Raw genomic sequence first — 22,836 nt, 5'->3', positions numbered from 1 at the left:
TTACAATACGCACAATTTTTCAAAGTTGATTACAGGATTTAGAACCCATGGCCGAACTCAAAAATGACCGCTTTCTTAGAGCTTTACTGCGTCAACCTGTTGATGTGACTCCTGTGTGGATGATGCGCCAAGCGGGTCGTTATTTGCCAGAGTACAAAGCAACACGCGCAGTGGCGGGTGATTTTATGAGCCTGTGTAAGAATGCTGAGTTAGCTTGTGAGGTCACGTTACAGCCATTGGAGCGTTATGATTTAGATGCTGCCATTCTGTTTTCGGACATTTTAACCATTCCTGATGCGATGGGATTAGGGCTGTATTTCGAAACCGGTGAAGGTCCGCGTTTTCGTAAAGTGATTCGCACCGAAGCGGATGTTGCCGCATTGCCAGTGCCTAAAGCCGCTAGTGATTTGGATTATGTGATGAATGCAGTGTCCACGATCCGTTCGGCGCTGAATGGTCGGGTTCCGTTGATCGGTTTTTCCGGCAGTCCTTGGACGCTGGCCACCTATATGGTTGAAGGGGGTTCAAGCAAAGATTTCCGTCATATCAAACAGATGATGTATGCCACACCGGAAGTACTTCATGCATTATTAGATAAGCTTGCTCAGTCTGTTACGGATTATTTGAACGAACAAATTCGCAGTGGTGCTCAAGCTGTTCAGATTTTTGATACCTGGGGTGGCGTGTTAAACCCACAGATGTACATGGAGTTTTCGTTGGGCTATATGCGCAAAATCGTATCTGGTTTGATTCGTGAACATGAGGGTCGTCAAGTGCCCGTGATCATGTTTACCAAAAACGGTGGTCAGTGGTTAGAGACCATGGCAGACGCCGGTGCAGATGCGTTAGGGTTGGATTGGACCACGAATATCGATGATGCGCGTCGTCGTGTAGGTGATAAAGTGGCCCTTCAGGGTAATATGGACCCCTCTGTTCTGTATGCACCAGCGTCACGCATTCGTGCTGAAGTGGCTGATATCCTTGAACGTTTCGGTCATGGTGCGGGTCATGTCTTCAACCTAGGACACGGTATACATCAGTTTGTTGACCCTGAGAATGCAGGTGTGTTTGTCGATGCGGTGCATGAGCTCAGTGCTAAATACCATCAGTAAAATCATCAAAAAATTATAAACAAGGAGATTGGGCGTGAATACATTGGCACCTTTGTTCGACAAAAATCGTGAATGGTCAAATCGAATTAATGCTGAAACGCCTGAATTCTTTCCTACTCTATCTGCCCAGCAAGCTCCGGAGTATTTATGGATCGGCTGTTCAGACAGCCGTGTACCAGCCAATGAGATTGTGGATTTACTGCCCGGTGAACTCTTCGTTCACCGCAATGTATCCAATCTAGTGGTGCATACCGATATGAACTGTTTATCTGTGCTGCAATATGCGGTACAGGTGCTGAAAGTAAAGCATGTCATGGTAGTTGGGCATTATGGCTGTGGAGGTGTGAAAGCCGCTCTCGATACTCGCCCCAATGGTCTGATTGATAATTGGCTGGGACATATTCGTGACGTTTATTACAAGCATCGCCATCTGGTCGGTGAGTGGCAAGCCACTGATGAACAGTTTGCGCGTATGTGTGAGCTGAATGTAATCGAGCAGGCAGAGAATGTCTGTAATACCACTGTGATGCGCGAAGCTTGGGCGCGAGGACAAGATGTCACCGTACATGGCTGGATTTACGGTTTACATGACGGGTTACTGACCGATCTTAACTTCTGTGTGAGTTCGATGGATCAGGTAGATAGTGAACATCGTAGGGCGATAGAGCGGGTTGAGCGTTTGGCTAAGGGTTAGCCTTAGCGCTCTTCGCGTGTATGCCAAACTCTCAGAATAAAAATGGTTTCTTTCTGTACCTCATAACGCATCTCATAGCTTCCTATGTGAATTTTCCTGACTTCTCTATCTTTAAATTGAACATGGTCCGGGTGCATTCTCACGTGCTTTAGCTGCGAGTCAAGCCCGGTGTAAAGCGCAGCTATACTTACCCTTACCGGCAATCGCCTTACTTTGTTTAACAGCCTTCTCTGATGGAGGCTTTCTCTGGTTCTTAATGTAAGCTGCTACCACCTCAAGGCTTCCGCCGCCACAAGATACTACACAGTAGCTAGGTGACCAGAATGCCTTTCCCCACAGTTTAGTCTTTACCTGTTCCCAGAATTGGCGACGCAGTACGTAGCTGGACTTACCTTTCAGCTTACCAATCAGATTAGACACGGCCAGCTTAGGGTGAACCTGCACCATCAGGTGTACGTGATCATCCTCGAAACTGTATTCCATAAGCTCGCAGTCCATCTGAGCGCATGTCTCTGTAAACACTGTACGCAGCACTTCCCCCATTTCCAGACTAAACACGTCTCTGCGGTATTTCGTAACAAAGACCAGATGCACCTGATTCTTATAAATACAGCTTCTGCCTGTTCTCCATTCGTACATATAAACCTCATGGTTGACATTGTTTTGCTACCAGTCTACTGTTGATGTTATCTTTGTACAAGAGATCAAATCAGTGGCTATACGTGGATTTTGCATTAGCATCTCGGAGCGGTTACGTAGCAACCAAGCGACAACCTTCGCTCAGTGGATTGGTGCGTGCAACGTCATGCGTAATCAGAAGATAGGTGAGTACAGGGAACTTCTAGCGGATGGCAAAGGCTCCGAGATTGCACAGGGCTACAGCCACATCAAAAAGTCACAGGGACTGGAGTTCCTTCGCGAAGTGCCGGTGCAATTACTACGTAACGCCGCCAGTGCAGCCTTCAGTGACGCTGAGGCAGCACGTGCTGGCCTGCGTAAGTTTCCGAAAATGAAGGGCCGTCATAAGAAACGCAGCGTCCTACTGACATGCGAGCTATTCATCATTGAGCCGCTGGGCGAGCACGGTAGCCTCTTGACTATCTTTGATAACGCTACGAAAAAGCGGCAGAAGCTCTTTTCTGTGAAGCTACCATATATCCCAGAACAGTTGGCCAAACAGTTCCGTATTAGTCGGCAGGGAGCTAGGTTTTATTTGTCTGGGTCTTATGATGACGGGGTGATGAATACCAGCAACGAAGCGCTGCTGAGAAGCTATGCACACTTGAGTGACGAAGAGTTGTTGTGCAATGTCACGGGTATAGATCGTGGCGTTGTACGCCCGATCCAGACCAGTGATGGTCTGACTATCACCTATAGTCCTGAAGAAGCTGAAAGTCTCCGTAGGCAGGTCAAGAAGAAGGCGCACTATCAGCGTATTCTGGCACGTAAGAAGCGCCTTAATGGTAACAAAAATAGGCATAAGTGTGAGACTGCCAAACAGCGTAAATTGGCGGCTAAAATTGCTAAAGCAGACGCCAAGATGGCAGACGTACGCAAGGGCTTTGCGCACCGTGCCTCTAAGCAGGTAGTGGTCGCGGCCAAGCCAATTATCGGTCTCGAAGACTTGAACCTTAAGGGTATGACTAAACGTGCCAAGCCAAAACAGGAAGGGCGGAGGTTTGTAAAGAACAACGCCCATGCGAAAAGTGGGCTAAACCGCAGCCTGCTTAACGTCGCGCTGGGACGGCTAGGCGACTTTATCAAATACAAAGCTGTAGACTATGGTAAGGCTACAGTAGAGGTTTGGGCTGCTCATAGCTCCATGACCCACCACGTCTGTGGTAGTCGTGACACTGCGCGTCCTGATCAGGCAACGCTCATGTGTCACCACTGTGGCGTTGAAGAGAACGCGATGAAAACGCGGCAAAGGTTGTCGCCCAGCGGACGGTAACTTACATCAAAGAGAGTGCGTTTGCTGATCAGGCAAAGTCTCGTAAGGCCATCATTAGGCGTAAGAAAAAGGTGGCTGACCCACCACTGGTGTGTGAACTGGCATCAGTATAAAAATCAGGAAAGACTGGGACCGTCTGTATACAGGCTCCCCTGACTAACACGTTTAGTCGGCTGGAATAAGACCATCAACAGATGGCAGGTCCTGCTAATGCTTTCTTACAACAATGGACTTGGGGGTCGCCCTTGGTCTTGGAAACCCGATAGCTTTAGCTACGGGTAGTTCATAAAGCTGCTCGCCTAATCTGGGGTTTGTAATAAGGTGATCTGGTCCACGGCTCAGAGATCTTAATGTTTGTTGAGCGGCATCAGGATTAACTCTAGAGAGAAATTCATAAAGTCTGTTTAGATCCGAAACAGCTTTACTAGTCCACTTTATTTTCATTTCTTGGGCTGTGAGAGAGGGTGTTCAGTGTCGAGACTTTCAATCCAATCATTGATTTCTTGATGCTCGAAAGTTAATCCTTGATCAACATCTGACAGGGCTTCATAGGTGAGCTGATCGCGAAGCTCTTCTTGAGCAAGCCAATCTGTTAGTGCTTGTTTGACTATCCAGCCTTTTGAGCGATCAAGCTTGCTAGCAACTTCATCGACTTTTTCAGCAAGAGCAACAGGTAGGTGAGCTGTCATAACTCGTGTTGATGACTTATGCATGTTTTTAGTCTCGAGTGATTCATATTGATTTATTATAAATCATAACTAATCATTTCGCTTCAGTCGGCTAGAGTGCTTAATAAGAATTGTCTCCAATTACGCAGTTTGGTGTGGGTTTGGTTACCCTTAGATGACCGTCTGCCGCCAGGACGGCGGCAGTCGAGCCCCCATGGATGGGTTTACGGCGTGTCAACTAAGGGTAACTGAATCCATACCTACTGAACTAGGGGTCAGACTTTAGCTAACGCCTGCTCCAGATCGGCTAACAGATCATCAATATGTTCGATGCCGATCGACAAGCGAACCATTTCTGGCGAAACGCCAGCTGACTTTAACTCTTCATCATTCAACTGACGATGGGTGGTTTCAGCAGGAATGGATGCCAAGGATTTGCAGTCACCGATATTCACTAAGCGGAGGAAGATCTCTAGCGCGTCGTAGAAACGGCGAGTGGCTTCGCGACCTGCTTTTAAACCAAAGCTAAGAATGCCTGATGCTTTGCCACCCATGTATTTTTGTGCCAGCGCGTTGTCTTTGTGAGACGCAAGACCCGCATAGTTAACCCAAGACACCGCGTCGTGTGCTTCAAGGAAGGCGGCTACTTTTTCGGTGTTTTCACAGATACGCTCCATGCGCAGGCTGAGTGTTTCCAGACCTTGAATCAGCAGGAAAGCGTTCATCGGTGATAAAGCGGCACCCATGTTGCGAAGAGGGACAACACGGCAGCGACCGATAAAGGCAGCGGGTCCAAAGGCGTCGGTGTACACAACGCCGTGATAGGACGCGTCAGGAGTATTCAGCAGTGGGAAGCGCTCTTTGTGCTCTGCCCACGGGAATTTACCTGAATCAACAATGACGCCACCAATAGAGTTACCATGTCCGCCAATGTACTTAGTTGCTGCAGTGACGATAATGTCAGCGCCTTGCTCGAAGGGACGCCATAGCGCTGGGCTAGGTACGGTGTTGTCCACAACCAGAGGGATACCGTGACGGTGAGCGATTTCTGCCAGCTTCTCAATATCGCAGATGCCACCGGATGGGTTACCGACGGATTCGCAGTACAGCATTTTGGTGCGATCATCGATCTGGGCTTCGATTGCGGCAAAGTCATCCTTGTTCACAAAGCGAACCTTGATGCCTTGGCGTGGTAAGGTGTGTGCAAATAGGTTGTAAGTACCACCGTACAGCTCACTGGTCGAAACAATGTTATCGCCCGTTTCTGCCAACGTTTGAATGGTATAGGTAATGGCAGCCATGCCAGAAGCAACGGCTAAACCGGCAATACCGCCTTCCATCGCCGCAACGCGTTGCTCAAGAACGTCGGTGGTTGGATTCATAATGCGGGTGTAAATGTTACCGGCAACTTTTAGGTCGAAAAGATCGGCACCATGTTGAGCGTCATCAAAGGCATAAGAGGTGGTTTGATAAATAGGGACAGCAACTGCTTTGGTGGTAGGATCAGGGCTGTAACCGGCATGCAGTGCTAAGGTTTCTAATTTCATCGTTATTCTCTTTTATATGTTGTTAGGATGTTTGTTAGATCTGTGCCTTATAAAGTAGCAGATTTTGGTTTTGTTTTGTCAACTCGTTACAATGCTCATGCAATTAATTTGATCAAACTTTTTCATGACAGGGAAACAGCACTAATGGCCAAGGCTAAATCTGCATATGTGTGTAACGACTGTGGCGCTGATTACACTAAATGGCAAGGTCAATGCAGTGCCTGCGGTGCATGGAATACGCTGACGGAAGTTCGACTCAGCAGTGCGGCTTCATCATCTGCCAGTCGGGGTGCGCGATTTGAAGGCTATGCAGGGGATGCTAACCTTAGTGCCCACAAACGTGTCATTAGTTTAAGTGAAGTTGATCTTGAAGCGATGCCTCGGATTGCTACCGGTACGGGCGAGTTGGATCGCGTGTTAGGCGGTGGACTAGTGCCCGGTTCTGCGGTGCTCATTGGTGGCCATCCAGGTGCGGGTAAAAGTACTTTGTTGCTGCAAACGCTGTGTCATTTAGCAGGCCACTATCCTGCGCTGTATGTGACGGGTGAAGAATCTTTGCAGCAGGTAGCCATGCGTGCGGCACGATTAGGATTAAAAGCAGATCATTTGAAAATGCTTTCTGAAACCTCGGTTGAAACCATTTGTGATGTTGCTCAGCAGTTGCAACCCAAAGTCATCGTTATTGATTCTATTCAGGTCATGCATGTGGCGGATGTGCAATCTGCGCCCGGATCGGTTTCGCAGGTACGTGAGTCGGCAGCCTATTTAACACGATTTGCTAAGCAAACCGGTACGGTATTGTTTTTGGTTGGCCATGTCACCAAAGATGGTTCATTGGCAGGCCCCAAAGTTTTGGAACATATGATCGACTGTTCTTTGCAGTTGGAAGGTTCTTCAGATAGCCGCTTTCGGACGTTGCGCAGCCATAAAAACCGTTTTGGTGCGGTGAATGAATTAGGCGTTTTTGCGATGATGGAAAACGGCTTAAAGGAAGTGCGTAATCCCAGCTCTATTTTCCTAACACGCGGTGATGAACCCAGTGCCGGTAGTGTGGTGATTGTGGTTTGGGAAGGTACGCGGCCGCTGTTAGTAGAGCTTCAGGCGTTAGTCGATACCTCGCATTTGTCTAATCCGAGGCGTGTTGCGGTGGGGTTGGAGCAAAATCGTTTAGCGATGCTGCTCGCCGTGTTAAATCGTCATGGTGGCTTGATGACCGGCGATCAAGATGTGTTTGTGAATGTGGTGGGTGGCGTGCGGGTTTTGGAAACTAGTGCTGACCTTGCTTTGCTTTTGGCTATAGTGTCGAGCTTTCGTGATCAGCCTTTATCGCAAGAATTAATTGTATTCGGTGAAGTGGGTTTGTCGGGTGAAATTCGCCCCGTACCCAATGGTCAAGAGCGTATTCGTGAAGCGGCGAAACATGGCTTTAAGCGTGCCATCGTACCCAAAGCCAATGTGCCTAGAGAAAAAATTCCCGGCATTGAAGTGATTGGTGTCAGTAAGTTGGTTGAAGCGCTGGATCAAGTTTAATGATCAATCTTCAACCATGTGTTCTAATTCGCGCTCAAGCAATGCTTCGTCGCCGAGGTTTAATTCCAGCAGGCGGCGCAGGTGTGACATGCTTTCTAAATCTATCTCTTTAACAAAAAAACCATAGTTAGGTGGTTGGGCGTAATTGAGTTGGGTTTTCATGCGAATCAAAACGTCATTCGCAAGATAGATGTTGACCTCGGCTTCACCGCCAATCTCAAGGGAGAGTTTATGATCGAATCGAAGCAGCACGCCACGCAAAGAGATATCGACTAACTGCATGACGATAGCGCCACCGGGGTAATGTACTTCACACTCAGCATCAAAGTGAATTCGGGTAAAGCGGCGGCGTTCTTGTTCTGGGCTATTCACTCTGCTTTCCTCTTCTGATGAATACAGTCCGACACTTATCTATGTGCCTTATCTAAAGACAGTTTAGTACAAAGCGATCATCAAGGTTAATCTTATTCTTGTGATGATGGTGAGTTCGTCGACACTCAGCTATGCTTGATTCAAAATTATCACAGTAACCAAAATCTGTCTGCATTAAGCGTGCAAGAAAAGGAGTAATAAGATGTATCCCTTTCTTGAGTTGTTTTCAGCTCGAAGCCATACGCACTACTTTCAACACACTCGTAGTTTCTATATTTTCAGAAGAGTGCGCATCATTGCGTTGATACTGGCAGTGTTGCAAAGTGCTTGGATTTTTGTCGATCAATGGTTGCTTCCTGTTGATGTGCAGTGGCCAATTGCCATTGCTAGGTTAATCAGCAGTGTCTTCTTTTTAGCTTTGTTCAGTTGGTGGGTGCGCCCTTATAGCCGACGTTTGGCACTAATTAGGCTTGTTTTACTTTTCACAGGGTTAACGGCTTTTCATCTTTTTTGTAATGCAATGTTAATTGTTCATGGGTATGAGCAGAGTGTTGCGGGATATCAGTTTTTCCCGTTTATGATTATCTGCATGATGGCAATTTTCCCGCTCGCTATTATTGAAGTGTTTGGGTTGACGCTATTACTTACACTGGTTGAGGTCGTGACTCAGTTTAGTAGTGGAGTGATCGGTTATGTAGCAGGCATCAATACCTTATGGTTGTTGATTGTGCTGGCCATTGTGGCGGGTTGGGCATCGGTGAATCAGTTAAACATGCTGCTGATTTTATATCGACAAGCGACGCGTGATTCGTTAACCGGCTTGGCTAACCGTCGTTTAGTCTTAGAGCAACTGGAAACAGATATCGACTCTTGTCGTACAGAAAAATCACCATTGGCGGTGCTTCTGTTTGATTTGGATAAGTTTAAAGGTTTCAACGATAACTATGGTCATGCTGCTGGCGATATTGTGCTGAAGAAATTTGCGGATATTTTGAAAAAGCATGCCCGGAAAAAAATTGATCTGGCTGGGCGTTTCGGTGGTGAAGAATTTTTGATGGTGTTGCCTGGTATGAATGCAGAAAAAGCGGCATCTGTGGCTGCTCAAATAGGTGAAGCTTGCCGGGAAGTGATGGTCAGAGTGCCTAGCGGAGAGGAAGTAGGATTTACCACGAGCATCGGTGTGGCGGTATTGAAAAGTGATGAGGGTCAGTCTGATCTGATTCGGCGCGCTGATGAGGCACTTTACTTTGCCAAAAACAGCGGCCGAGATCAGTATGTCCTGGCGGATTAATTCATCCGCTTGTACTTGATGCGCTCTGGCTGATGATCTTTGCCATGGCGTTTGCGATAGTCTTCAGCGTACTCGGTATAGTTACCTTCAAAGAAGGCTACTTGAGAGTCACCTTCATAGGCGATCATGTGAGTACAGACACGGTCTAAGAACCAGCGATCGTGCGAGATAACTACGGCAGAGCCTGGGAAGGCAAGAATGGCTTCTTCCAGTGCACGCAGCGTTTCAACGTCTAAATCGTTGGTTGGTTCATCGAGAAGCAGAACGTTACCGCCTTCTTTCAACAGTTTAGCCATGTGCAAACGGTTGCGCTCACCACCGGACAGATCTTTGACGAACTTCTGTTGATCAGATCCTTTGAAATTGAAGCGTCCGCAGTAAGCTCGAGACGGTGTCTGGTAAGTACCCACGGTAATGATATCTTGACCATCGGAAATCTCTTCGAACACCGTCTTGTTGCCTTCCAGTTCGCGAGACTGATTCACATACGCCAGTTTAACGGTACTACCGATTTCGATTTCACCTGAGTCAGGTTTCTCTTCTCCAGTAATCATGCGGAACAAGGTAGATTTACCTGCACCGTTAGGACCGATGATCCCCACAATGGCGCCTTGAGGAATCGACAGGCTAAGATTTTCAAACAGCAACTTACCATCATAAGACTTGGTGACATTGTGCAGTTCGATTACCTTGTCACCCAAACGTGGTCCGGGTGGAATGTAGATCTCTTGGGTTTCATTGCGCTGTTGGAATTCACGAGAGTTCATCTCTTCAAACTGCTTCAAGCGTGATTTAGACTTGGCTTGGCGACCTTTAGCACCTTGGCGAACCCATTCCAATTCAGACTTGATCGCTTTGCGATGAGAAGCTTCTTGTTTGGCTTCTGTCTCTAAGCGTTGCTCTTTCTGCTCTAACCAAGAAGAGTAGTTACCTTCGTATGGAATGCCGCGTCCACGGTCAAGTTCCAGAATCCAACCAGCGGCGTTATCCAAGAAATAACGGTCGTGGGTAATTGCTACCACAGTACCTGGGTACTCTTGCAGGAAGCGCTCGATCCAGGCAATGGACTCTGCATCCAAATGGTTGGTTGGCTCGTCAAGTAGCAGCATGTCTGGGTTATCCAGCAGCAAACGGCACAGCGCAACGCGGCGACGCTCACCACCCGATAGCACGGCCACTGAAGCATCCCAAGGCGGCAAACGCAAAGCATCGGCAGCACGTTCAAGGGCGTTGTCGATGTTATGGCCATCTTTCGCTTGAATCAGGTTCTCTAATTCCGCTTGTCTTTTAGCCAGTGCATCAAAGTCTGCATCTGGATCGGCATAAGCAGCATAGACTTCATCTAGCTCAGTCAACGCGCCTTTCACATCAGAAACGGCTTCTTCAATGATTTCTCTAACCGTTTTGCTGTCATCTAGTTCAGGTTCTTGTGGCAGGTAACCCACCTTAATGCCCGGCATTGGGCGTGCTTCACCAATGTATTCTTGGTCCAGCCCTGCCATAATTTTCAGTAAAGAAGATTTACCCGAACCGTTAAGACCCAACACACCAATCTTGGCGCCTGGGAAAAAGGATAAAGAGATATCTTTCAAAATTTCACGCTTTGGCGGCACAATTTTGCCAACGCGATTCATGCTGTATACGTATTGAGCCATGAGACTATCCGTTAAGGTATTCTGTTGAGGTGTGACATTTAATTTTGATGGGCAAATACTACCTTATTTAGCTTATAAGGACGAGAGTGGGTGCCTCACTTAAAATCTTTTCAAGCACAGATGATCGCCTTTCATGTGCCTTCTGCCTAGACTTTGTACTATAATGTGGCTCTTTTTTCAGGGTGGCGTACATTTTTGCGCTGAGCTTAAATCAAGCGCCGTCCAACTTGGTCATCATTCAGAGGAAGCCCATGTTCAGCAAAGCCATGACAATCGCCGGTTATGATCCGGAACTCTGGTCTGCCATGCAGTCCGAAGCGACGCGTCAAGAAGAGCATATCGAATTGATCGCATCTGAAAACTACACCAGTCCACGTGTCATGGAAGCACAGGGTTCTGAACTGACCAATAAGTATGCCGAAGGCTATCCTGCCAAGCGTTACTATGGTGGTTGTGAGTACGTTGATATCGTAGAAGATCTTGCGATTGATCGTGCGAAGGAACTGTTCGGCGCGACTTATGCTAACGTACAGCCTCACTCGGGTTCACAAGCCAATGCAGCAGTATTTATGGCGCTGTGTAAACCCGGTGATACTATTTTAGGGATGAGCTTGGCTCACGGTGGTCACTTAACCCACGGTGCATCGGTTTCTTTCTCGGGTCGTATCTATAATGCTGTGCAATATGGCCTGAACGAACAGACTGGTGAAATCGACTACGATCAAGTGGAAGCGCTGGCGCTAGAGCATAAACCACGCATGATTATTGCAGGTTTTTCTGCGTATTCACTCATTGTGGATTGGCAGCGTTTCCGTGATATTGCGGACAAAGTGGGTGCTTACCTGTTCGTCGATATGGCGCATATTGCAGGTCTTGTTGCCGCGGGTGTTTATCCATCACCTGTTCAGTTGGCGGATGTTGTAACCACAACGACTCACAAAACCTTGGGCGGTCCACGTGGTGGTTTGATTTTATCAGCTCGTGCAGACGAAGATCTTCAGAAAAAACTTAATTTCGCTGTTTTCCCTGAGTCTCAGGGCGGTCCATTAATGCATGTGATCGCTGCCAAAGCGGTCTGCTTTAAAGAAGCGATGGAGCCAGAGTGGAAGGAATATCAAGCACAAGTCGTGAAGAATGCAAAGGCGATGGTCAGTGTGTTCCAAGCTCGTGGTGTTGATATTGTATCGGGTGGCACTGAAGATCACTTGTTCTTAGTGGATCTGATTAAGAAAGATATTACTGGTAAAGATGCCGATGCTGCGCTTGGTCGTGCCAATATCACCGTGAATAAGAACTCTGTTCCTAATGACCCTCGTTCACCCTTTGTGACCTCTGGCTTGCGTATCGGCACCCCTGCGGTGACGCGTCGTGGCTTTAAAGAGGCGGAAGTGGAACAATTAGCGGGTTGGATTTGCGATATCCTAGACGATATTAACAATGAAGAAACCATTGCTAAGGTGAAGAGCCAGGTTAAAGAGATCTGCTCACGCTTCCCTGTCTATAAGTGATTTAAAAAATAAGCAGTTAAAAAATAGGTGCTCGTAGAGTACCTATCAACGCTCTTTAGTACCGAGGCAGCAGATGCATTGTCCATTTTGTGGCGAACATGAAACCAAGGTGGTTGACTCCAGGCTCGTCGCTGAGGGTCAGCAGATCCGTCGGCGTCGTGAATGTATCAGCTGCCATGAGCGTTTTACCACCTTTGAAGCCGCTGAGCTGTTAATGCCTAAAGTGGTCAAAAACGATGGTACCCGCCAACCTTTCGATGAAGACAAACTTCGAGCAGGTATCCAGCGTGCTTTGGAAAAGCGTCCGGTGAGTGTCGAAGAGTTTGAAGCTTGTTTAACGCGCATCAAACATCGCCTTCGCGCAACGGGTGAGCGAGAAGTTCCCTCACGTGATGTCGGTGAAGCCGTCATGCAAGAGCTGCACAAACTTGATCAGGTTGCTTACGTTCGCTTCGCTTCTGTGTATCGAAGTTTCCAAGATATTGACCAGTTCCGTCAGGAAATTGATCGTCTTTCTTCCAATCAACCCTCGGCGAGCGAGTCCTCATCCGAGGTTAGTGAATGAGTCAGGTCATCGGTTCTAGTGAACCTTTCACCACTGAAGATCGCATTTACATGTCGCGAGCGTTGCAGTTGGCTGCACGTGGGCTCTACACAACGGATCCTAACCCTCGTGTGGGTTGTGTCATCGTTAAAGCGGATCAAATCATTGGAGAAGCTTGGCATCAGCGTGCGGGCGAACCTCATGCAGAACCGCTTGCGTTACAGCAAGCAGGTGAACGGGCAAGAGGTGCAACGGCTTATGTCACGCTAGAACCTTGCAGTCATTTTGGTCGCACACCGCCCTGTGCGGATGCCTTGGTTAAGGCAGGTTTAGCGCGTGTTGTGGTTGCCATGCAAGATCCTAATCCGTTGGTGGCAGGACGAGGATTGCAAAAGTTACAAGAAGCAGGCATCACCGTCGCCTGTGGTTTATTTGCGGATCAAGCACAAGCACTGAACCCTGGCTTTATTAAACGGATGCGCCATCAGCGCCCCTTTGTTCGTCTTAAGTCAGCGATGAGTTTGGATGGCCGAACAGCCATGCACAGTGGAGAGTCGCAATGGATTACGGGCCCCGAAGCACGTGCCGACGTTCAGCGACTGCGTGCGCGAAGTTCTGCAATCATGACCGGTATCGGATCCGTGCTGTTAGACAATCCTCAGTTAACGGTGCGTGATCCAAGTTTAGTTTCTGAAGGTATTGATCATCAGCCGTTGCGCGTGGTGATGGATTCACACCTTCGTTTACCCTTGGACGCTAACATACTGGAAAATCCTGCACAGGTTTTAGTGGTGACCACTGATCAGGCGGATGCCAGCAAACGTCGTGCATTGCTTGATCTTGGCACATCCGTTTTATCGTTAACCGAAGTAAACAAGCAGTTGCCTATCACCCAAGTGTTAGACTATTTAGCTCAAGAACGACAGTGCAATGAATTATTGGTTGAAACAGGCGCGATGCTGGCAGGAAGCTTTATAGAGCAAGCGCTGGTCGATGAATGGGTGGTGTATATGGCACCGACTTTATTAGGCAGTGATGCGCGTCCTTTAGTGAAATTGCCGTTAACTAACATGGTTGAGCAACGACGGCTGACTTTAACGGATCTGCGCCAATTGGGAGCAGATGTTCGCATGACTTATACGCCGCTTACGGAGCATTAAGATGTTTACAGGTATTATTGAAGCTGTTGGAGAAGTCGCTGATATTCGCATGAAAGATGGCGATATGCAGCTAACCCTGCGCACAGGAAAGTTGGATCTGACGGATGTTAAGTTGGGTGACAGTATTGCTGTTAATGGCGTGTGTTTAACCGCTGTGCAATTGCCCGGTGATGGCTTTGTTGCCGATGTATCGCGAGAAACCCTAGCCTATACTCGATTCGAGCATTTAAAAATCGGTGAGCCCGTTAATCTTGAAAAAGCATTAACGCCCAGCAGTCGTTTAGGTGGTCATTTAGTCAGCGGTCACGTTGATGGTCTAGGTGAAGTAGTGGAGCGTCACGATGATGCGCGTTCGATTCGTTTTACCTTAAAAGCACCCAGTGATTTAAGTCGTTATATTGCGCACAAGGGTTCTATTACTGTGGATGGGGTCAGTTTGACCGTCAATGCTGTGAATGGCGATCTGTTTGAGCTGAATATCGTGCCGCACACGGCTCAAGAAACCATTATGGCTCATTATCAAAGTGGTCGTCAGGTACACCTTGAAGTGGATCAAATTGCCCGTTATTTAGAGCGTTTATTGACCGGAAGCGGTCAAAATTACCAGAATTCAAACGAATCTACAGGTATCAGCCAAGAAAAACTGGCAGAATACGGCTTTATGCGCCGTTGATACCAATCCGGAGAGTTACTATGGAGCTGAATAGCCCCGAAGAATTAATTGAAGATATACGCCAAGGCAAAATGGTCATCCTGATGGATGACGAAGATCGTGAAAACGAAGGTGACTTGGTGATAGCCGCAGAGAAAGTACGTCCTGAAGATATCAACTTCATGGCGACTCATGCGCGTGGACTGATCTGTTTAACGCTGACACGTGAGCGTTGTGAGCAGTTAAACCTGCCTTTGATGGTTCGCAGTAACGGTGCACAGTTTTCGACTAACTTTACGCTGTCCATCGAAGCCGCGACCGGAGTCACCACGGGTATTTCTGCTGCCGATCGTGCGCATACAGTCCAGGTGGCCGTTAAAGCCGATGCTAAAGCGGAAGATATTGTTCAACCTGGGCATATTTTCCCATTGATGGCTCAGCCCGGTGGTGTGTTGAGTCGTGCCGGTCATACCGAAGCAGGTTGTGATTTACCGCGCTTAGCGGGCTTAACACCCGCATCGGTGATCGTCGAAGTGATGAACGATGACGGCAGTATGGCGCGTCGTCCCGATCTGGAAAAGTTTGCGGCTAAGCATGGCTTAAAAATCGGTACGATTGCTGATTTAATTCATTACCGTACCTTAAATGAGCATACTATCACTCGTGAAGGTGAGGGTGAGTTACCTACGGAATATGGTACTTTCCGCTACGTCACCTACCGTGATGAAATCAAAAACTGTACTCATTTGGCGATGATCAAAGGTGATATTTCACCTGAAAAGCCCACGTTGGTTCGGGTGCATATCCGCTCTGAAGTGCTACGAGATGTGGTAGGCGCGGTGACCAGTGAAGAGAAAAAGTGGACCATGCGTCGTGCATTGCGTCGCGTTGCTGAAGAAGACAGCGGTGTGGTGCTGTTATTAGACAGTGGTCATCGTATCGACTTGGGCGATGCTGTGGATCAGATGCTAAACGGAAGTATGGCGCGATCTAAAGTAAACGTCAGTGCCTCTGGTGCCTACTTAACGGTAGGTACGGGTTCACAAATTTTGCGTGACTTAGGCGTGGGTAAAATGCGCTTAATGAGTGCCCCGATGAAGTTTAATGCAATCTCTGGCTTTGATTTAGAGATTGAAGAATACATACCTTATCAAGACGAATAACGGAAACTGTGACTATGTCAGTTAAAACTTATGAAGGCGATTTTGTTAGCGCCGATGGAAAATATGCAATTGTGGTCGGCCGCTTCAATGCGTTTGTGGTAGAAAGCCTGTTAGAAGGTGCTTTAGATACCCTGAAGCGTCACGGTGTTAGAGAAGATAATATTCGTATTATTCGTGTGCCCGGTGCGTTTGAGATTCCTTTAGCTGTGAAAGTGATTGCCGGACAGAAAAAAGATGATGCGATCATCGCATTGGGTGCTGTGATTCGTGGCGGTACTCCCCATTTTGAGTATGTGTCAGCTGAAAGCTCAAAAGGGATCGCACAAGTGATGATGGATTATGACCTGCCCGTAGCGAACGGCATTCTGACCGTGAACAGCATTGAACAAGCGGTTGAGCGTTCAGGTACTAAAGCGGGTAACAAAGGCGCTGAAGCAGCCATGTCGGCTCTAGAAATGGTTAGCCTAATGCGTCGCCTTGAGGCTTGATTGAATGAGTGAGTCATCCGGTTCAGAAAAAAAGCGTAAATATTCACGCACAGAGATGCGTCGTAATGCGCGCAACTACACCTTGCAAGCGCTGTATCAGTGGCAAATGGCACCCTTGCCAGTCAACGAGATTGAAGCACAGTTTCGTGTCAATAATGACATGTCAGATACGGATGTTGCACTCTTTGGTGAGTTGTTGCGCGGCGTGACTGCGCGTGCGAAAACCTTGGATCAAGCCTACTCATTGTTCTTGGATCGTACGGTTGATGATCTTGATCCTGTAGAGTTGGCGGTTCTGCGTATCGGTGCCTATGAGCTGATTGAGCGACTCGAAGTACCTTATCGTGTCGCAATCAATGAAAGTGTAGAGTTGGCAAAAACCTTTGGTGCCACCGAAAGTCATCGTTATGTTAACGGTGTCTTAGATAAGTTGGCGCAAAAGGTTCGTGCAGCGGAAGTGATGGCCAGACGTGAGCGTTAATGGGCGAGTTTGAACTGATTCAACGTTACTTCGTTCGTAAACAACCGACCTCTAGCAATGTGTTGCTGGGTATCGGTGACGATGCGGCGTTGCTTCATGTGCCAGAAGGTGAGCTGCTCGTGGTATCAGTGGATACACTGGTGTCGGGGGTTCACTTTCTACCCGATACGCCAGCTGAGCGAGTGGCACAAAGAGCCTTAGGTGCTGCGGTCAGTGATCTAGCTGCCATGGGAGCAAGGCCTTTGTGGTATACCTTGGCACTGACGCTACCCGATCTTTCTGAGTCCTGGCTAGACAGTTTTGCGTCTGCTTTGGCTCAGCGCTCTGCCGAGTTAGGTATTACGTTGATCGGCGGTGATACCACGCGTGGGCCTTTGGCGTTGTCTTTAACGGTGCATGGTTCGGTTTCTAAAGAGCATGCGTTAAAGCGTCAAGGTGCGTGTGTTGGTGATTGGGTGGCAGTCACAGGAACGTTAGGTGATAGTCGAGCTGGTCTAGAGAGTCTTCTACACCCACAAAAAGCATCCCTTTCTAGCCTAGAATGGTTACGAGAACGCTTTTATCAGCCCGAGCCGAGATTAACGATGGCGCAAGCAATGGCGCCTTACCTGACAAGTGCTATCGATATTTCTGATGGTTTGATGGCTGATTTAGGGCATATCTTAAAGGCCAGTGACTGTGGTGCAGAGCTAGACGTTGAACGTTTGCCTTATTCTGAAGCGCTCATTGACTTCACCAAAGATGAGCAGAAACGAGAAGAATGGGCCTTAACGGGCGGCGAAGACTTTGAATTATGCGTAACTTTTTCACAACAGCATTGGTCAAGGTTGCAATCAATTGCGCAAGTTCAGCAGGTTCCGTTAACGGTGATCGGTCGAATCATTGCAGCGCCTACACTATGTTTGTTGAAACAGGGCGAGCCTTTAGTTCAGGGTTATTCACAGCAAGGCTATGATCACTTTAAAGGTGTTTAGGTTACGTTGTTGAAATTAGCGGTTCTAATTAACGGTTCGGATCGGCAGTTACGAATAACAGTTCAATAGGAGTCAATATGGCAGATAAAACCCCCGCATCGGTTTGGCGCAACCCCGTTCATTTTGCGGCATTTGGTTTTGGTAGCGGTGCTGCTCCTGTTGCGCCGGGTACCTTTGGTACTTTAGCTGCCTTACCGATCTGGTTGTTTGTCTTTGCACCCTTATCAACAGATGCTTATCTGTTAACACTGATCGTTGCCACCATCATCGGCGTTTGGATATGTCATCAAACCTCAGCTGATATTGGTGTGCATGACCACGGTGGCATTGTCTGGGATGAGTTTGTCGGGCTATGGATCGCCTTATTTGCCGTACCGATGCACTGGTTTTGGATTCTGTTAGGGTTTGCGCTGTTTCGTTTATTTGATATCTGGAAACCTTGGCCTATCGGTTGGGCTGATCGTCGTGTCAGTGGTGGTTTAGGTATTATGCTGGACGATGTGATCGCAGGTATCTATGCCTTGGTTGTTCTGCAAATTTTAGTTTATTTATTTAGTTAACGGGTATTCATCTTGTCAGTCGAGTTTATCGCACAATCCAAACTGCCAACCCCTTGGGGTGTATTTACCATGGCGGGTTTTGAAGACACTGCGACAGGAAAAGAGCATGTCGCCCTTATTTGTGGTGATTTTAGTGATGGCGCACCTGTTCTAGCGCGTATGCATTCAGAATGTTTGACGGGTGATTCCTTGTTTAGTCTGCGTTGTGACTGTGGTTTTCAGCTTCAAGAAGCATTACGTCGTATCTCTGAAGAGGGGCGTGGTGTGCTCTTTTACCTGCGCCAAGAAGGCCGTGGTATTGGGCTTTTGAATAAGATAAAGGCTTATCATCTGCAAGATCAGGGAGCGGATACAGTAGAAGCTAACGAACAGTTAGGTTTTGCCGCAGATATGCGTGATTACAGCATCTGTTTACCGATGTTAAAGCATTTAGGTATTCAATCCGTTAGATTGATGACTAATAATCCACGTAAGGTGAAAGCGCTTGAAGCGGCTGGTGTTACGGTTGCAGAGCGTGTTCCCTTACAGGTTGGTAAAAATAGTCATAACGAAGGTTATCTGCACACTAAGATGGGCAAATTAGGCCATATGATGCAGGAAGAACACTTTCCCGACGATGATTGGCCAGATCAATAATCGACTTGTAAAAACTCTTTAATCGAGCGCTCGATCCCGAGCGCATCTAAGCGACAGCTACGTAGTTGTTGTTCACGTGTTGCATGATCAATCCATTTATCCGGAATGCCGAGTGTTAATAAGGGATTTAGGTATTTATGACTATGTAACCACTCACTCACCGCTGATCCTGCGCCACCCATGACAGAGTGATCCTCAAGGGTGATCACCAACTGATCTTTTTGTAATATCTCTGAAAGCATTTCGCCATCTAATGGCTTAACGCTGCGCATGTCGATCAGTGTCATATCTAACACTTCTGCCGCTTGCCAGGCTTGATCCAGTAATGGACCGAAATTTAATAACAGATGGGTGTTGCCTTGCCGAACATGTCTGGCTTTCGGTAATGCAGACGTGGTGTTCGCTTTTGGCAACTTGATCGCTTCACTCCCCCGAGGATATCTGACGGCGACAATGCCTGCTGTTTGACGGGCATAGTCGAGCATCTGCGTCAGCTCATCATGACTCGAAGGCGTTAGAATCTGTACATCGGGTAAGCAGCGCAAATAAGCGATATCAAAACTGCCTGCATGGGTTGCGCCATCTTCACCAACAAGGCCTGCACGATCGATTGCTAACACTAAGTCTAGCTTTTGAATGGCTAGATCATGAATCAGTTGGTCGTAGCCACGTTGTAAAAAGGTTGAATAGATGGCGACGACAGGTTGCATACCCGCTGTGGCAAAACCTGCAGCCAAGGTGAGTGCATGTTGCTCAGCAATGGCGACATCGAAGTAACGATCGGGAAATTGCTTGGAAAAAGCGATCAGATCCGACCCCTCACGCATGGCGGGTGTAATCGCAACGAGCGCTGGATCTGTTTTGGCTCGTGAAACTAACCAGTCACCAAAGATGTTGCAGAAGCGTTTTTGTTTGGCTGTTTTTGGCGCACTAACAGGTTCAATCTTGGTAATGGCATGAAATCCAACGGGATCAGCCTCTGCAGGCGCGTAGCCTTTTCCTTTTTGCGTAACGACATGTAAAAATTGCGGGCCTTTTCGCTCCAGTACTGTTTTTAAGGTATGAATCAGCAGCGGTAAGTCATGACCATCGATAGGGCCGGTGTAGGTAAACGCGAGTGCTTCAAATAATGCAGCGGATGTTTCTCCATTCATTTGATGACGACAGTTCTTGGCCAAATAGGTCGCTAATCCACCTTCATTGGGTGAGATCGACATATCATTGTCGTTCAAAATGACGAGTAGGTTAGCGTTGGTGTGAGCAGCGTGATTCATCGCTTCAAATGCCATGCCCGCTGTCATCGCGCCATCACCTATCACAGCAACGCTGTGTTTGGATTCACCTTTTATTGCAGCAGCTAATGCAAACCCCAAGGCTGCACTGATTGAGGTACTGGAGTGCCCAGTGCCAAAACTATCCCAAATGCTTTCATCACGCTTTGGAAAAGGAGCCAGACCATAGCGCTGACGCATGGTTACCATCTGATCTTTACGACCGGTAATGATTTTATGCGGGTAGCACTGGTGCCCGACATCCCAGACTAAAAAATCATCGGGCGTATTGAGACAATAATGCAGTGCGAGTGTGAGTTCGACAACACCCAATCCGGCGCCAAAATGTCCTCCGGTTTGCCCGACACTGTATAGCAACCAATGACGTAGCTCTTCCGCAAGTTGGGGTAGTTGTGCGATGGCAAGCTGGCGCAACTCAACAGGTGTCTGTATTTGATCTAGCAAGGGCGTTGGTGGCGGAATGTCAGGGAGTTTGTCTAGCATCAGTAGTTGCGTCTTACAATATAGTTAGCCAGTGACAACAGATCAGCGGCATCTTCACCATAGGGTTGAAGAAGAGTGTGTGCTTCTTGAAGTAAGTCTTCAAGTAAAGATTTACAGGCATCTATGCCTAATAGGGCGGGGTAGGTCGGTTTATTTCGCTCTATATCGGAACCGCTAGGCTTACCCAGCGTGACGGTATCGCCTTCAATATCCAATAGGTCGTCTTTAACTTGAAAGGCAAGCCCAATGATTTCACCGAAGGCTGTTAAGGCTTTCAGTCTTTCACCTTGTAATTCACCCGCTGACAGCGCACCTAACTCAAGTGCACAGGTGATTAATGCGCCTGTTTTTAGGGCATGCATCTGTTTTAGTTGGTCTAGGGTGAGCGGTTGACCGACATGACTTAAATCAAAGGCTTGACCTAACACCATGCCTCTTTCGCCAGCCGCTTTACTGAGGCAATAGACCATGGCCAGTTGTTGTTCAGCGGTATAACCTTGTTGCGGTTTGCTTAAGCTTTCAAAGGCACTCGTCAACAGCGCATCACCTGCTAGAATAGCCGTGGCTTCATCAAAAGCGATGTGGCAGGTTGGTTTGCCGCGTCTTAGATCATCATTATCCATTGCGGGAAGATCATCATGGACAAGCGAATAGCTGTGCAGCATCTCAATGGCGGTGGCAGCAGGATCAGCAAGCCTTAATGAGCCACCACAAAACTGATTGGCAAAATAGACCAGTACTGGGCGTATACGCTTACCGCCATTTAGTAGGCTATAAAGCATCGCCTCCTGTAACGGGGTATGTATGCTGTTATCCGTGCTTATGCTGTGTTTGAGGCAATTTTCTACGCGCTCAGAAAACAGTTTCAGTTGAGCTTCAAGACTCACGCATCTGCCTCATTTTCATGGAAGGGTTTGGCGATAATTTCGCCTTTCTCTTCGGTCAATAGTTGTACTTTTTGCTCTGCGTCCTGCAGAATCTTTTGGCATTGACGTGTTAAACGTATGCCTTCTTCAAAGGAGCTGAGTGACGCTTCAATGCTCAGTGATCCACTTTCCATTTGACTCACAAGCGTTTCTAAACGCTCCATCGCTTCTTCAAAGCTTGGGGTTTGTTCAGTTGCTGACATGAGGTTTACCTTTGTTGGAAGTAACGCTGCAAGTTACCCAACCTAGTGCGCTGGGTCAATCAGCATCGTTAGTAAATAGTTAAATAGCAGGTGAACCTGCTAATAAATCTGGTATTATCCTTCCTAATATACGTGTATTTTTCGTTTTAATGTCTATATCAGGGGTCTGTTCGTGGATATAGCTACACTGGTCGGTATTATTGGTGCGTTTGCCATCATTATCATGGCAATGGTTTTGGGTGGTGAGATAGGCATGTTTGTCAACGCGCCATCTCTGTTGATCGTTCTTGGCGGCAGTATTTTCGTCGTTCTGATGAAGTTTACATTAGGGCAGTTTTTAGCAGCGGGTAAAGTGGCTGCTAAGGCCTTTATGTTTAAGTCGGTTAATCCTGAAGACATTATCGCTGAAACAGTAGAGATGGCCGATGCGGCTCGGAAAGGCGGTTTACTTTCTTTGGAGGATAAGCAGGTCTCCAGTGATTTTATGCAGCGTGGCATCCAATTATTAGTTGATGGTCATGACCCTGAGGTGGTTCGGCAGCTGCTTAATAAAGAAGCGCGTTTAACCTATGATCGTCATGATTTTGGTGCGAAAATTTTTGCGGCCTTAGGTGATGTAGGGCCTGCCATGGGTATGATCGGAACACTGATTGGTCTGGTAGCGATGCTGTCTAATATGGATGATCCAAAAGCGATAGGTCCTGCGATGGCGGTCGCACTTCTCACAACTCTGTATGGTGCAATGATGGCGAACATGTTTGCTATACCTATCGCCGATAAGCTTAATTTACGACGCAACGAAGAAGCGTTGAATCAAGCGCTGATTATCGATGGTTTATTAGCAATTCAAGCGGGTCAAAACCCACGTGTCATCGATCAGATGCTGCGTAATTATTTACCTGAGAAAAAACGTTTTGCCAATGCAGCTTCCACGGAAGGCTAGTAT

26 protein-coding genes are annotated in these 22,836 nt (G+C 47.6%); 16 read left to right on the top strand and 10 right to left on the bottom strand.

Going from position 1 to position 22,836, the window contains the following annotated elements; translation table 11 throughout:
- Positions 1 to 47 precede the first annotated feature (47 nt).
- Both hemE and can read left to right on the top strand, forming a co-directional pair.
- Positions 48 to 1,112 (top strand): uroporphyrinogen decarboxylase, encoded by a 1,065-nt coding sequence (gene hemE, locus F7R24_RS12905; RefSeq protein ID WP_151671674.1) that lies wholly within the window; start codon positions 48 to 50, stop codon positions 1,110 to 1,112.
- Between the two features lie 34 nt (positions 1,113 to 1,146).
- The gene (can, locus tag F7R24_RS12900; RefSeq protein ID WP_151671673.1) at positions 1,147 to 1,806 is read left to right on the top strand and encodes a carbonate dehydratase; all 660 of its coding nucleotides are present in this window, start codon (positions 1,147 to 1,149) and stop codon (positions 1,804 to 1,806) included.
- A gap of 2 nt (positions 1,807 to 1,808) precedes the next feature.
- On the opposite strand, the gene F7R24_RS12895 is transcribed toward can, so the two are convergent.
- Entirely contained in the window at positions 1,809 to 2,009 is a 201-nt protein-coding gene (locus tag F7R24_RS12895) for a type II toxin-antitoxin system RelE/ParE family toxin (RefSeq protein WP_338087111.1), read from the bottom strand.
- Positions 1,966 to 2,445, bottom strand: coding sequence for an IS200/IS605 family transposase (gene tnpA, locus F7R24_RS12890; RefSeq protein WP_151671671.1), 480 nt, complete (start codon positions 2,443 to 2,445; stop codon positions 1,966 to 1,968). The genes F7R24_RS12895 and tnpA overlap by 44 nt, the downstream gene beginning before the upstream one ends.
- Before the next feature lie 73 nt (positions 2,446 to 2,518).
- On the opposite strand from tnpA, the gene F7R24_RS12885 reads away from it, so the two are divergent.
- On the top strand, positions 2,519 to 3,757 hold the full coding sequence (locus F7R24_RS12885) for an RNA-guided endonuclease InsQ/TnpB family protein (protein WP_276613253.1): 1,239 nt from the start codon (positions 2,519 to 2,521) through the stop codon (positions 3,755 to 3,757).
- A 207-nt stretch (positions 3,758 to 3,964) separates the two neighbouring features.
- Here F7R24_RS12885 and F7R24_RS15010 read toward each other — a convergent pair whose 3' ends face one another.
- The 3 genes from F7R24_RS15010 to F7R24_RS12870 form a co-directional block, all read right to left on the bottom strand.
- Positions 3,965 to 4,201: a type II toxin-antitoxin system RelE/ParE family toxin gene (locus tag F7R24_RS15010; RefSeq protein WP_151671669.1), complete on the bottom strand. Its 237-nt coding sequence runs from the start codon at positions 4,199 to 4,201 to the stop codon at positions 3,965 to 3,967.
- Complete coding sequence (locus tag F7R24_RS12875) at positions 4,198 to 4,470, bottom strand: CopG family ribbon-helix-helix protein (RefSeq protein ID WP_151671668.1); 273 nt, start codon at positions 4,468 to 4,470, stop codon at positions 4,198 to 4,200. Before F7R24_RS12875 ends, F7R24_RS15010 begins: the two co-directional genes overlap by 4 nt.
- Positions 4,471 to 4,700: 230 nt before the next feature.
- Positions 4,701 to 5,972 carry an O-acetylhomoserine aminocarboxypropyltransferase/cysteine synthase family protein gene (locus F7R24_RS12870; protein ID WP_151671667.1) on the bottom strand — a complete coding sequence of 424 codons (1,272 nt, stop codon included), beginning with the start codon at positions 5,970 to 5,972 and terminating at the stop codon, positions 4,701 to 4,703.
- Positions 5,973 to 6,116: 144 nt separating this feature from the next.
- Between F7R24_RS12870 and radA the strand changes: the two genes are divergently transcribed.
- The gene (gene radA, locus F7R24_RS12865; RefSeq protein WP_151671666.1) at positions 6,117 to 7,502 is read left to right on the top strand and encodes a DNA repair protein RadA; all 1,386 of its coding nucleotides are present in this window, start codon (positions 6,117 to 6,119) and stop codon (positions 7,500 to 7,502) included.
- A gap of 3 nt (positions 7,503 to 7,505) precedes the next feature.
- Here radA and F7R24_RS12860 read toward each other — a convergent pair whose 3' ends face one another.
- Positions 7,506 to 7,874: a PilZ domain-containing protein gene (locus F7R24_RS12860; protein WP_151671665.1), complete on the bottom strand. Its 369-nt coding sequence runs from the start codon at positions 7,872 to 7,874 to the stop codon at positions 7,506 to 7,508.
- Between the two features lie 202 nt (positions 7,875 to 8,076).
- Here F7R24_RS12860 and F7R24_RS12855 point away from each other — a divergent pair, with 202 nt between their 5' ends.
- Positions 8,077 to 9,165, top strand: a complete 1,089-nt coding sequence (locus F7R24_RS12855; protein WP_151671664.1) for a GGDEF domain-containing protein — start codon at positions 8,077 to 8,079, stop codon at positions 9,163 to 9,165.
- Here F7R24_RS12855 and ettA read toward each other — a convergent pair.
- Positions 9,162 to 10,820 (bottom strand): energy-dependent translational throttle protein EttA, encoded by a 1,659-nt coding sequence (gene ettA / locus F7R24_RS12850; protein WP_151671663.1) that lies wholly within the window; start codon positions 10,818 to 10,820, stop codon positions 9,162 to 9,164. The two genes, F7R24_RS12855 and ettA, sit on opposite strands and share 4 nt — an antisense overlap.
- A gap of 251 nt (positions 10,821 to 11,071) precedes the next feature.
- Between ettA and glyA the strand changes: the two genes are divergently transcribed.
- The 10 genes from glyA (at position 11,072) to ribA (ending at position 18,986) form a co-directional block, all read left to right on the top strand.
- Entirely contained in the window at positions 11,072 to 12,328 is a 1,257-nt protein-coding gene (glyA, locus tag F7R24_RS12845; RefSeq protein WP_151671662.1) for a serine hydroxymethyltransferase, read from the top strand.
- 73 nt (positions 12,329 to 12,401) lie between these two features.
- The gene (nrdR, locus tag F7R24_RS12840) at positions 12,402 to 12,893 is read left to right on the top strand and encodes a transcriptional regulator NrdR (protein WP_151671661.1); all 492 of its coding nucleotides are present in this window, start codon (positions 12,402 to 12,404) and stop codon (positions 12,891 to 12,893) included.
- Complete coding sequence (ribD, locus tag F7R24_RS12835) at positions 12,890 to 14,032, top strand: bifunctional diaminohydroxyphosphoribosylaminopyrimidine deaminase/5-amino-6-(5-phosphoribosylamino)uracil reductase RibD (RefSeq protein ID WP_151671660.1); 1,143 nt, start codon at positions 12,890 to 12,892, stop codon at positions 14,030 to 14,032. Before nrdR ends, ribD begins: the two co-directional genes overlap by 4 nt.
- Position 14,033: 1 nt before the next feature.
- On the top strand, positions 14,034 to 14,705 hold the full coding sequence (locus F7R24_RS12830) for a riboflavin synthase (RefSeq protein WP_151671659.1): 672 nt from the start codon (positions 14,034 to 14,036) through the stop codon (positions 14,703 to 14,705).
- Between the two features lie 20 nt (positions 14,706 to 14,725).
- Positions 14,726 to 15,847: a bifunctional 3,4-dihydroxy-2-butanone-4-phosphate synthase/GTP cyclohydrolase II gene (gene ribBA / locus F7R24_RS12825; protein ID WP_151671658.1), complete on the top strand. Its 1,122-nt coding sequence runs from the start codon at positions 14,726 to 14,728 to the stop codon at positions 15,845 to 15,847.
- Between the two features lie 14 nt (positions 15,848 to 15,861).
- On the top strand, positions 15,862 to 16,335 hold the full coding sequence (gene ribH / locus F7R24_RS12820) for a 6,7-dimethyl-8-ribityllumazine synthase (protein ID WP_151671657.1): 474 nt from the start codon (positions 15,862 to 15,864) through the stop codon (positions 16,333 to 16,335).
- Positions 16,336 to 16,339: 4 nt separating this feature from the next.
- Positions 16,340 to 16,816 (top strand): transcription antitermination factor NusB, encoded by a 477-nt coding sequence (nusB, locus tag F7R24_RS12815; RefSeq protein WP_151671656.1) that lies wholly within the window; start codon positions 16,340 to 16,342, stop codon positions 16,814 to 16,816.
- A complete protein-coding gene (gene thiL / locus F7R24_RS12810; protein WP_151671655.1) occupies positions 16,816 to 17,790 on the top strand; it encodes a thiamine-phosphate kinase in 975 nt (324 codons plus the stop codon). Before nusB ends, thiL begins: the two co-directional genes overlap by 1 nt.
- A gap of 77 nt (positions 17,791 to 17,867) precedes the next feature.
- Positions 17,868 to 18,350: a phosphatidylglycerophosphatase A family protein gene (locus F7R24_RS12805; RefSeq protein ID WP_151671654.1), complete on the top strand. Its 483-nt coding sequence runs from the start codon at positions 17,868 to 17,870 to the stop codon at positions 18,348 to 18,350.
- Positions 18,351 to 18,362: 12 nt separating this feature from the next.
- Positions 18,363 to 18,986 carry a GTP cyclohydrolase II gene (gene ribA / locus F7R24_RS12800; protein ID WP_151671653.1) on the top strand — a complete coding sequence of 208 codons (624 nt, stop codon included), beginning with the start codon at positions 18,363 to 18,365 and terminating at the stop codon, positions 18,984 to 18,986.
- Here the strand turns inward: ribA and F7R24_RS12795 are convergent.
- Genes F7R24_RS12795 through F7R24_RS12785 form a run of 3 tightly spaced genes read right to left on the bottom strand, consistent with a single transcriptional unit; the run spans position 18,980 to position 21,890 of the window.
- A complete protein-coding gene (locus tag F7R24_RS12795; protein WP_151671652.1) occupies positions 18,980 to 20,761 on the bottom strand; it encodes a 1-deoxy-D-xylulose-5-phosphate synthase in 1,782 nt (593 codons plus the stop codon). The genes ribA and F7R24_RS12795 overlap by 7 nt on opposite strands.
- Positions 20,761 to 21,648 (bottom strand): polyprenyl synthetase family protein, encoded by an 888-nt coding sequence (locus tag F7R24_RS12790; protein ID WP_151671651.1) that lies wholly within the window; start codon positions 21,646 to 21,648, stop codon positions 20,761 to 20,763. The genes F7R24_RS12795 and F7R24_RS12790 overlap by 1 nt, the downstream gene beginning before the upstream one ends.
- Entirely contained in the window at positions 21,645 to 21,890 is a 246-nt protein-coding gene (locus F7R24_RS12785) for an exodeoxyribonuclease VII small subunit (protein WP_151671650.1), read from the bottom strand. Before F7R24_RS12785 ends, F7R24_RS12790 begins: the two co-directional genes overlap by 4 nt.
- Before the next feature lie 172 nt (positions 21,891 to 22,062).
- On the opposite strand from F7R24_RS12785, the gene pomA reads away from it, so the two are divergent.
- Positions 22,063 to 22,833, top strand: coding sequence for a flagellar motor protein PomA (gene pomA / locus F7R24_RS12780; RefSeq protein ID WP_151671649.1), 771 nt, complete (start codon positions 22,063 to 22,065; stop codon positions 22,831 to 22,833).
- Positions 22,834 to 22,836 lie beyond the last annotated feature (3 nt).

This window comes from Nitrincola schmidtii, from assembly GCF_008973715.1.
Lineage (GTDB): Bacteria > Pseudomonadota > Gammaproteobacteria > Pseudomonadales > Balneatricaceae > Nitrincola > Nitrincola schmidtii.
This window is presented reverse-complemented; position numbering and strand designations above follow the sequence as displayed.

What these genes read in the sequence shown, in the direction of transcription:
- hemE (WP_151671674.1), top strand. Translation starts at nt 48, where the DNA reads ATGGCCGAACTCAAAAATGACCGCTTTCTTAGAGCTTTACTGCGTCAA.
- tnpA (WP_151671671.1), bottom strand. Translation starts at nt 2,445, where the DNA reads ATGTACGAATGGAGAACAGGCAGAAGCTGTATTTATAAGAATCAGGTG.
- F7R24_RS15010 (WP_151671669.1), bottom strand. Translation starts at nt 4,201, where the DNA reads ATGAAAATAAAGTGGACTAGTAAAGCTGTTTCGGATCTAAACAGACTT.
- F7R24_RS12875 (WP_151671668.1), bottom strand. Translation starts at nt 4,470, where the DNA reads ATGCATAAGTCATCAACACGAGTTATGACAGCTCACCTACCTGTTGCT.
- F7R24_RS12870 (WP_151671667.1), bottom strand. Translation starts at nt 5,972, where the DNA reads ATGAAATTAGAAACCTTAGCACTGCATGCCGGTTACAGCCCTGATCCT.
- radA (WP_151671666.1), top strand. Translation starts at nt 6,117, where the DNA reads ATGGCCAAGGCTAAATCTGCATATGTGTGTAACGACTGTGGCGCTGAT.
- F7R24_RS12855 (WP_151671664.1), top strand. Translation starts at nt 8,077, where the DNA reads ATGTATCCCTTTCTTGAGTTGTTTTCAGCTCGAAGCCATACGCACTAC.
- ettA (WP_151671663.1), bottom strand. Translation starts at nt 10,820, where the DNA reads ATGGCTCAATACGTATACAGCATGAATCGCGTTGGCAAAATTGTGCCG.
- glyA (WP_151671662.1), top strand. Translation starts at nt 11,072, where the DNA reads ATGTTCAGCAAAGCCATGACAATCGCCGGTTATGATCCGGAACTCTGG.
- nrdR (WP_151671661.1), top strand. Translation starts at nt 12,402, where the DNA reads ATGCATTGTCCATTTTGTGGCGAACATGAAACCAAGGTGGTTGACTCC.
- ribD (WP_151671660.1), top strand. Translation starts at nt 12,890, where the DNA reads ATGAGTCAGGTCATCGGTTCTAGTGAACCTTTCACCACTGAAGATCGC.
- F7R24_RS12830 (WP_151671659.1), top strand. Translation starts at nt 14,034, where the DNA reads ATGTTTACAGGTATTATTGAAGCTGTTGGAGAAGTCGCTGATATTCGC.
- ribBA (WP_151671658.1), top strand. Translation starts at nt 14,726, where the DNA reads ATGGAGCTGAATAGCCCCGAAGAATTAATTGAAGATATACGCCAAGGC.
- ribH (WP_151671657.1), top strand. Translation starts at nt 15,862, where the DNA reads ATGTCAGTTAAAACTTATGAAGGCGATTTTGTTAGCGCCGATGGAAAA.
- nusB (WP_151671656.1), top strand. Translation starts at nt 16,340, where the DNA reads ATGAGTGAGTCATCCGGTTCAGAAAAAAAGCGTAAATATTCACGCACA.
- thiL (WP_151671655.1), top strand. Translation starts at nt 16,816, where the DNA reads ATGGGCGAGTTTGAACTGATTCAACGTTACTTCGTTCGTAAACAACCG.
- F7R24_RS12805 (WP_151671654.1), top strand. Translation starts at nt 17,868, where the DNA reads ATGGCAGATAAAACCCCCGCATCGGTTTGGCGCAACCCCGTTCATTTT.
- F7R24_RS12795 (WP_151671652.1), bottom strand. Translation starts at nt 20,761, where the DNA reads ATGCTAGACAAACTCCCTGACATTCCGCCACCAACGCCCTTGCTAGAT.
- F7R24_RS12785 (WP_151671650.1), bottom strand. Translation starts at nt 21,890, where the DNA reads ATGTCAGCAACTGAACAAACCCCAAGCTTTGAAGAAGCGATGGAGCGT.